8 protein-coding genes are annotated in these 7,608 nt (G+C 70.6%); 4 read left to right on the top strand and 4 right to left on the bottom strand.

What is annotated here, in order from left to right; translation table 11 throughout:
• Positions 1 to 55: 55 nt before the first annotated feature.
• Positions 56 to 736, top strand: a complete 681-nt coding sequence (locus tag ETD85_RS58255; protein ID WP_206059555.1) for a septal ring lytic transglycosylase RlpA family protein — start codon at positions 56 to 58, stop codon at positions 734 to 736.
• A gap of 805 nt (positions 737 to 1,541) precedes the next feature.
• Here the strand turns inward: ETD85_RS58255 and ETD85_RS58250 are convergent.
• Entirely contained in the window at positions 1,542 to 2,141 is a 600-nt protein-coding gene (locus tag ETD85_RS58250; protein WP_138698407.1) for a TetR/AcrR family transcriptional regulator, read from the bottom strand.
• A gap of 72 nt (positions 2,142 to 2,213) precedes the next feature.
• Between ETD85_RS58250 and ETD85_RS58245 the strand changes: the two genes are divergently transcribed.
• Positions 2,214 to 3,044 (top strand): class I SAM-dependent methyltransferase, encoded by an 831-nt coding sequence (locus ETD85_RS58245; protein WP_138698406.1) that lies wholly within the window; start codon positions 2,214 to 2,216, stop codon positions 3,042 to 3,044.
• Positions 3,045 to 3,274: 230 nt separating this feature from the next.
• Here the strand turns inward: ETD85_RS58245 and ETD85_RS58240 are convergent, their stop codons facing one another.
• A complete protein-coding gene (locus ETD85_RS58240) occupies positions 3,275 to 4,168 on the bottom strand; it encodes an NAD(P)H-binding protein (protein ID WP_138698405.1) in 894 nt (297 codons plus the stop codon).
• Between the two features lie 62 nt (positions 4,169 to 4,230).
• Between ETD85_RS58240 and ETD85_RS58235 the strand changes: the two genes are divergently transcribed.
• Positions 4,231 to 4,971 (top strand): helix-turn-helix transcriptional regulator, encoded by a 741-nt coding sequence (locus tag ETD85_RS58235; RefSeq protein ID WP_170247427.1) that lies wholly within the window; start codon positions 4,231 to 4,233, stop codon positions 4,969 to 4,971.
• Between the two features lie 533 nt (positions 4,972 to 5,504).
• On the opposite strand, the gene ETD85_RS58230 is transcribed toward ETD85_RS58235, so the two are convergent.
• Complete coding sequence (locus tag ETD85_RS58230; RefSeq protein ID WP_240780107.1) at positions 5,505 to 6,056, bottom strand: DUF1707 and DUF4870 domain-containing protein; 552 nt, start codon at positions 6,054 to 6,056, stop codon at positions 5,505 to 5,507.
• Positions 6,057 to 6,234: 178 nt separating this feature from the next.
• Here ETD85_RS58230 and ETD85_RS58225 point away from each other — a divergent pair, with 178 nt between their 5' ends.
• A complete protein-coding gene (locus tag ETD85_RS58225) occupies positions 6,235 to 6,579 on the top strand; it encodes a hypothetical protein (RefSeq protein ID WP_138698403.1) in 345 nt (114 codons plus the stop codon).
• Positions 6,580 to 6,692: 113 nt separating this feature from the next.
• On the opposite strand, the gene ETD85_RS58220 is transcribed toward ETD85_RS58225, so the two are convergent.
• Positions 6,693 to 7,608, bottom strand: a 916-nt coding sequence (locus ETD85_RS58220) for a DUF4192 domain-containing protein (protein ID WP_138698402.1), incomplete at its 5' end; no start/stop codon positions are given.

Genomic DNA, 7,608 nt, shown 5'->3' with positions numbered 1-7,608 from the left:
CCCCCTCAACCTGGCCTTTCCCTTCCCTATCCCCTAGCTAGGACCGTGGTTTACCTTGGGCCAGCACTCGCACAAGCCGTCCCCTTCCCAGGACCGCAAGGCCACCGCCGGCAGGCGCCGGTGGACCGTCATCGCGGCCGGCGCCGCCGTCGTGGCCGCCGCCTCCACCACCGCCTGGGCAGCCATCGGCAACGACGACTCCCCCGAGCGCACCATCGCCCTCACCGCGGCCACCCCCGCGACCGAGCCGGCCTCCGCTCAGGCCGCGACCCCGAACGAGGCCGGCCGCCGGCCCTCCCCGGCGCCGACCACCTCTGCGCCCAAGCCCCCGGAGGCCGCCCGGCCGAAGACCACCAAGTCTCCGGCGACGGCCACCCCGAAGGCCACCGAATCCTCCTCCCCGGCGCCCAGGGCGAAGAAGAAGACCTCGAAGCCGAAGCTTCGCGTCCTCTCGACCGGCTCCTGCGGCGCCTCGTTCTACGGGGAGCCCCAGATGACCGCCAGCGGCGAACGCTTCAACCCCTCGGCCATGACCGCCGCCCACAAGACCCTCCCGCTGGGCAGCAAGGTCCGCGTCACCAACCCGAACAACGGCGAGTCGGTCACGGTCCGCATCAACGACCGCGGCCCGTACGTCGGGGGTCGCTGCCTCGACCTGTCCACGGCCGCCTTCGCCGCCATCGGGAACACGAGCGCGGGCGTCATGAGAGTCAAGTACGAGGTCCTGGCCCGCTGACGCCCCGGGGCCTGCTTCCCAGGAGGCCACCTTCGGACAGGAGCCACGCCCTGCCGCGCGGAATCCGTCCTCACCCGTTCGACGTCACCTGGCGCGGCTTGCTGTGGCACTCGCCGCCACCCGTCCGACCACCCCCTGGCGCGGGTTACTGCAGCACTCGCCACCACCCGTTCGCCGTCCTGGACCATGGCCACCATGCGGGACCTGAGCCTGCGCAGCCGCCCGCCCGTTTGCCACAGCGGGCCGTAGTCGACATTCCCGGCGATCGGCCCCCCGCAGGTCGATGCCGCGCAGGCCGGAGCCCCGCACACCGGAAGTGCGCACGCCAGAGCCCCGCACACCGGAAGTGCGCACGCCAGAGCCCCGCACACCGGAGGTGCGCAGGATGAGCACGCCGCCGATGCGGGTGGCGGGTGCCCAGAGGTCGGGCAGGCGGCAGCCGACGAAGCCGACGGCCTGAGCGGTGGCGCCAGCGAGGCTCACCCGACCCTCCAGCTGGCGGCTCTCCAACTCGCAGTCCTCCAGCTCGCAGTCCTCCAGCTCACGGTCTTCCCGCCTCAGCAGGTGCGGGATCTCGCGGCCGTTGAGCACCGGTGCGCCGGTGGGACGCGGACGCCGGAGAGGCTGAGCAGCGCCGCCCCGCCCCCATGCTCGGTGGCGGCCCGCAGCGGGGGCTCGCTCAGCACCACGACCCGCACGGTACGACGCCGTTCCGCGAAACCCGATGTGCGTCACGCACCGCCCACGACAAGGCGTTCCGCGTCAAGATCATCGAAGCCGCTCAACCCTCGGCCCCGAGAGCCGTTCAGAGCAGTCGTCGTTGCAGGACGTCGGCCATCACCGTGGTCACGACCTTGTGGACGGCACCGGGCTCCGGCGGGACGCCCTCGCGACCGGCGAACAGCAGATGCCCGGCCCCGATCAGCGTCAGCGCGAGCGTTTCGATCTCGGCGTCCGCCGCGATGCGGCCCATCTCGCACTCGATGGTGAGATACGAGGCGATCATGGCCACGGCCTCGGTCAGCATCGGGACCCCGGCCAGCCCTGCCTGGCGCAGCCGGGCGCGCAAGTTGTCCCGGGAGGCGATGAGGCCGACGATCGCCGCCGCGACCGACTCGAACAGAGTCGTCAGCGCGCCGGTGAGGTTGTCGGCGACGGTGCCGGTCCCGGCGGAGTCAGTCAAGGCGGTGGCCTGAGCGTCGATCCGGCCGATGCGGTCGAGCACCAGCTCGGCGAGGAAGGCGTCGAAGTCGGCGAAGTGCCGGTGCAGCACACCCTTGGCACAGCCTGCCTCCGTGGTGACCGCCCGGCTGGTCAGCGCGTTGGGGCCGTCCCGGAGCAGGACGCGTTCTGCGGCGTCGAACAGTTGCTCGCGTACGTCGCGAATGGCCACTCCCGTCGGCACCGTGGCGCACTCCTCACACTCGCTGAGCCCCACTCGCTTGCCGAGTGGGCATGTGCCCACTATGGTGGGCGCATGCCCACTATATCGGAGGCGGCAACGCCCTCTCCTGAGCCCCAGCCCCATCAGCACCGGAAGGTAGCGGAGTCGTTCGGCCACGATGCCGAGCGCTACGACCGCGCCCGTCCCCGATATCCCCAGGCGATGGTGGACCGGATCGTCGCCGCCAGCCCCGGCCCCGACACCCTCGACGTCGGCTGCGGCACCGGCATCGAAGCCCGGCAGTTCCGGGAGGCCGGCTGCAAGATCCTCGGCGTGGAGCCCGACGCGCGGATGGCCGAGTTCGCGCGGCGCAGCGGGATCGAGGTCGAGGTGGCGACGTTCGAAGCTTGGGATCCCGCCGGCCGGGACTTCGACGCGGTGATCGCCGGGACGGCCTGGCACTGGGTGAACCCGGTCGAGGGCGCCACCAAGACCGCACAGGTGCTGCGGCCCGGCGGGCGGTGGGCGGCGTTCTGGAACGTCTTCCAGCTTCCCGCCGATCTGCAAGAGACCTTCGCCGCAGTCACCCGGCGGGTGATCCCGGACTCGCCCTTCAAGTTCCAGCCCCCGGCGGAGAGCGGCGCGGACATGTACCAGCCGCTGCTGGCCAAGGCCGCCGACGGGATCCGCGAGGCGGGCGGGTTCGGCGACACGGAGCTGTGGCAATTCGACTGGGAGCAGCTCTGCACCCGAGACGCGCTGCTGGACCTGGTCCCCACCCAGGGGGCCTTCACCCGCCTTCCGCCGGACGCGCTGGCGGAGGTGCTGGCGAGCGTCGGGGCCGCCGTCGACGAGATGGGCGGCAGCTTCACGATGCGGTACTCGACGGTGGTGATCACCGCCGCACGCACCGGCGGCGCCTGACCCGGTTTCACATCCGCTCCCCCGCCTGATCGCGTACGAGAGGGTCTGGCCCCAGCTGACCGAGATCTGCCCTGTTGTTCAGGCCACCACCACGCGGGTGCCGATCAGCCGGGCGGCCACCTGTCCTTGCACGATGGAATCGGGTGGCCCGGCGTTCGTCGGCAGCAACCCCCGCAGGCGGATCGTGCTGCGCCCCTCGACCAGGGGTTACTCCACGGGCAACGAGATTCTCACCCGGACTCCTCGATGGCGGGACGGAGCTCGGCCCAGGCCCATGCTCCGAGCGTCGTGTCGGTCGTGGTCACGGGGCTCCGCGGCTGCTCGGCGACGAATCCCTCGCGCAATCCGGTCGACATCCCCATGATGGCCTCGACCTGTGCCTGTGACAGGCCGGCGCCCACAAGCGTGGCCCTCATGGCGTCGTCGTCGATGCGCCTGGCGGTGACCGCACGGCCCAGGACCTCGCCGACCACGGCCAATGCGTCGTCCCAGGAGAGGTCCTGCGGTCCGTGCACGGCCTGCACCCGGCGTCCCGACCAGCCGGGGCGCAGCAACAGGGACGCGGCTACCCCGGCGATGTCGGCCGGCGCGACCCAGGGGAACGGCTCGTCGGTGGGCCGGATCACGTCCACGCTGCCCGAGCGGATGCCGTCGAGCTCGAACAGGAGGTTGCTGAAGAAGTAGCCGCACCGCAGGTGGGTGACGGCCAGGCCGGTGCCGCCGGCGACCCGGTCCAGCGCCTCTTCGACGCGGGCCAGCCCGTCGATCTCACCGGCGCCCTTGCGGAGCTCCGCACCCATGCTGCTCAGCAGGACGGTGCGGGGGATGCGATTCTCGGCGACCGCGGCGGCGACGATCTCGCCGACCGCGGCATACGCCGCGACCGGGTCGTCGGCCTCGCCGGGCGGCACGACCAGAAAGAGCGCGTCGATGCCGCGGGTCGCCTCGGTGACGGCCTGAGCGTCCCGCAGGTCGACCTCTCGAGCGTCGACGAGGTCACCCCAGGTCGCGCGGGCCTGATCGAGGTGGCGGCTCAGCAGCCGCGGCCGGACACCGGCGCGGACCAGATGCCCGACCAGGAAGCGGCCGACGTTGCCGGACGGTGCGGTGATGGCGATATCCATGGCTCCGACCGTACGGGAAGATGTGGCCGGATCCTGTCCGCAATTGCGGGCACACTGGAGCCGTGACCGAATTCCCCCCTCACGTCGACGACCCTGCCGGACGGACCCTCCGGCTGCTGGAGTTGCTGGCCGCCCGGCCGAGCTGGTCGGCTCCGGAGCTCGCAGAGCGTCTCGCGGTCAGCACCCGTACCGTCCGTCGTGACGTGGCCCGCCTGCAGGGTCTCGGCTACGCCGTCGAGAGCCGGCCCGGGCCGGGGGGCCACTACGCGCTGGGGCCTGGGCGCCGGATGCCGCCGCTGCTCTTCCAGGACGACGAGGTCCTGGCTCTGGTGGCGGCGCTGCGCATGGTCGAGGGAGTCCTCGCCGGCGATGCGTCGAACCGGGCGTTGACCAAGCTGTCGCAAGTGCTCCCGCGGCGGCTGCGTACCGTCCTGGACGACGCCGCAGCGGGGAGCGAGAACGCCGGCGGCGAGCGCGCAGGGGTCTCTCCAGAAACTCTGTCGGTGCTGCTCCGCGCGGCCGGCCAGGACCTCGTGCTGCGCTTCGTCTACCGCGACCGGCACGGGGCCGTCTCCCCGCGGCGGGTGGAGGCGGTGCGCTGTGTCTACGCTCGCGGTCACTGGTACGTCCTCGCCCACGACCTCGATGCCGGCGACTGGCGGGTGTTCCGCCTCGACCGCGTACAGGAGCCTGAGACCGGGGAACCGGGATCCGGCGAGCACCGCCGCCCGGCCGAGGACCTCGCGACCTGGCTCTCCACGGACTTCGGTCGTCGCCCGATTGCGCCTGGGCCAGAACACTGAACGACTCAGACCCTCATGAACGCCACGCACGCCGCTCTACAAGCGACGAACGCTCTAAGTAGGAGGAGGTCAGACCCGCCCGAGGGGCAGACGGAACCAGGTCACCCCGAAACCCGGCGGTGAGCCAACGAACGCGCACGGGTGGACCAGGCCGACTCCCGAGACTCGGGGATAGAGCGAATGGACGCAGCGCGTGGACCGGGCAGTCCCAAACCCGCGATGGAGCGAACGGGCGCGGCGTGTGGGACCGGGCCGCCCCGCAAGCTCGTGGACAAGGAGCGAGCAGACGCGCGTGGGAACCGAACCGACCCCCAGGCCGGAGAAAGGGCAAACAGACGCGCACGTGTGGACCGAGCCACCACGCAAGCTCCTGGAGAGGAAGCGAACGGACGCGCACGGAAACTAGACCGACCCCACGCCCGCAGAAGGAGCGCACAGACGCGTGTTTGTGGACCGGGCCGTCCCACGGAGGCCCCGGGCGGGGTCTCGGTGGGATGGGAGCGGTGGCGGACGGGTGGGAATCGGCGGCCGGGTCACTTCACCAGGCGGATGGTCATCGGGTAGCGGAAGGTGCCCTCAGTCAGGGCGGAGACGCCCCCGACGATGGCGAGGACGACCGCTGCCACCCAGATGAAGGGCAGGAGGATGACCCCGACGACGGTGAACGGCAGCAGGACCGTCGCCCCCACGACCGTGATCTGGAAGTTGAGCGCCTCCAACGCCTGGCTGCGGATGTAGGGCGACGTCTTGCCCCCGGTGAGCAGCAGGATCAGCGGGCCGATGATCGGGATCCCGAGAACCATCAGCATGTGCGCGGCGGCGGCGCCGAGGCGCTCGTTGCTCTCCGGAGCGGACCCGGAGCGGACCGGGCGTGGCAGCGGGCTGCTGAGCTGGGGCACGCCTCGGACGCCGTACAGCTCGGTCATGATCGGCATCAGGTCGCCGTGCGTGCGTGCCGTCATCGCACGCTCAAGCCGGTCGTCGAACTCGAGCTTGTCGAAGCGCCCCTCGGCGTAGGCGGCCTTGACGTGCTCCACTACATGCTCGCGGTCCTGGTTGGTGACGCGCAGTTGAGCTGGCGGCACCCGTTCCGGTCCAGGGGTTGTCGGTACCCCAGCCATAATCGTCATGCCTCTCCTTCGAGTATCAAGCAGTCACCACTCATACTGCGTCGCGAAGTCAGGCCGTGCCATCGGGAGAATCCCGGATTTGTCCCCTAGATCATCCCCGACGCCGGGCCTCCAGACGGTATAAAAAGGATTCATGAGATGGCGAGACCGCTACGGGATTCGTCGGCTTCGCGGCCCGAAGGTCGCGAAGTTCGACCGTGAGGCGACAGACGCTGACATCGAAGCGCTTATCGCCTTTGCGCGTTCGCGGCGTGGCGTCGAGTTTTACGTCGAGCCAGAGACTTTTGCCACTGACACGACCGCTGTGGCCGTGGCCGACGACGGCGAGTGGACCCGGCGTAGGGTCGGCGCGCCCGCAGTGATCCGCAAGGTCGCGCGCGATCTTGCCTTGCCGGTGTACGACGTTCAGCTGACCGGATATCCGCAACGGATGCGCGCTTATAACGAGCGCCGTCGCCGCGAGGAGGGCTTGGAGTAAGAACCAGTGTTCAGTTCGGTTGTGCATTGACCCCCATGCCCGCCCCCGCGGCGCGTTCCCGCCCATTGGGTGGCCCCCTACCCGGCCCGAGAAGCCGACTCCAGCAAGGCCGTTTATCCAGGTGGGGATTGCAGATCTTCTTCGTCGAGAAGGTTGATCAGAGGAAGTAGCCAGGCCGCGTGGGCGGGGCCCATTGTGGCGTCGAGTTCGGCCGGGGTGGGCAGGCGGCCTCGCATTACGCTGGGCGAAAGCAGGTTCTGCAAGGCGTGCATGAGCAGATTGGCCATCGAGTAATCGGGGTCGATGGCGAGCGCGCGTTCGGCGGCGATGGTGGCCTGGACGCTGTTGCCCGCCCGCCAGGCGGCCATGGCCAGCAGGGACGCGGCCGGTGGGGTGAATCGGGGCTCCAGCCGGCGGGTCAGGTCCTTCCACAGGAGAGCGTGGCATTCCTGCATCGTGGTCCATCCCTCGTCACGAACCCTGGTGATCGCCAGGTCCAGGCCCAGTCGCGCCGCTTCGGCGTCGTCGAGGCGTCCGCCCTCGGAGTGGGTGGCCAGGGCTGATCGAACCCTGACCAGGCCCTCAGCCACGAACTGCTTGGCGAACGCGTCCAGGTCTGTGGTCGCCATGATTCTCTCCCGGAACTCGGCGACGGCGTCCGCCGTGGCGTGCCGCATCGCCATGCGTACGGGACCGGTCATGGGGGCGATCGTGCGCTCAAGGGCCTCGCGGTCGGGGAGGGCGACCAGGCCGTGGACCGTCGCCTCGGCCGCGATCTGGCTGGTGGAAGGGTCGTACGGGGTGCCTTGCGCGGGGCAGCACGTCGCGAGGTCGCAGACGTATGACCAGTAGCGGCCTTCGTGGGCACGCAGCGCCTCCCCTACGTGAACGCCAGCCTTGGCCGCCAGGCGCCTGGCCTCGTCGACCGCCGGCGTGACCGCCTCGCCCGGGCCGTAGCCGACTATGACGATGTCGGTCACGCCCTCCCGGTCGAAGAGCGGGGCCAAGGGGGCGAGGGTGCCCGGGGGC

The organism is Nonomuraea zeae, from assembly GCF_005889725.1.
In the GTDB taxonomy this organism is placed as follows: domain Bacteria; phylum Actinomycetota; class Actinomycetes; order Streptosporangiales; family Streptosporangiaceae; genus Nonomuraea; species Nonomuraea zeae.
This window is presented reverse-complemented; position numbering and strand designations above follow the sequence as displayed.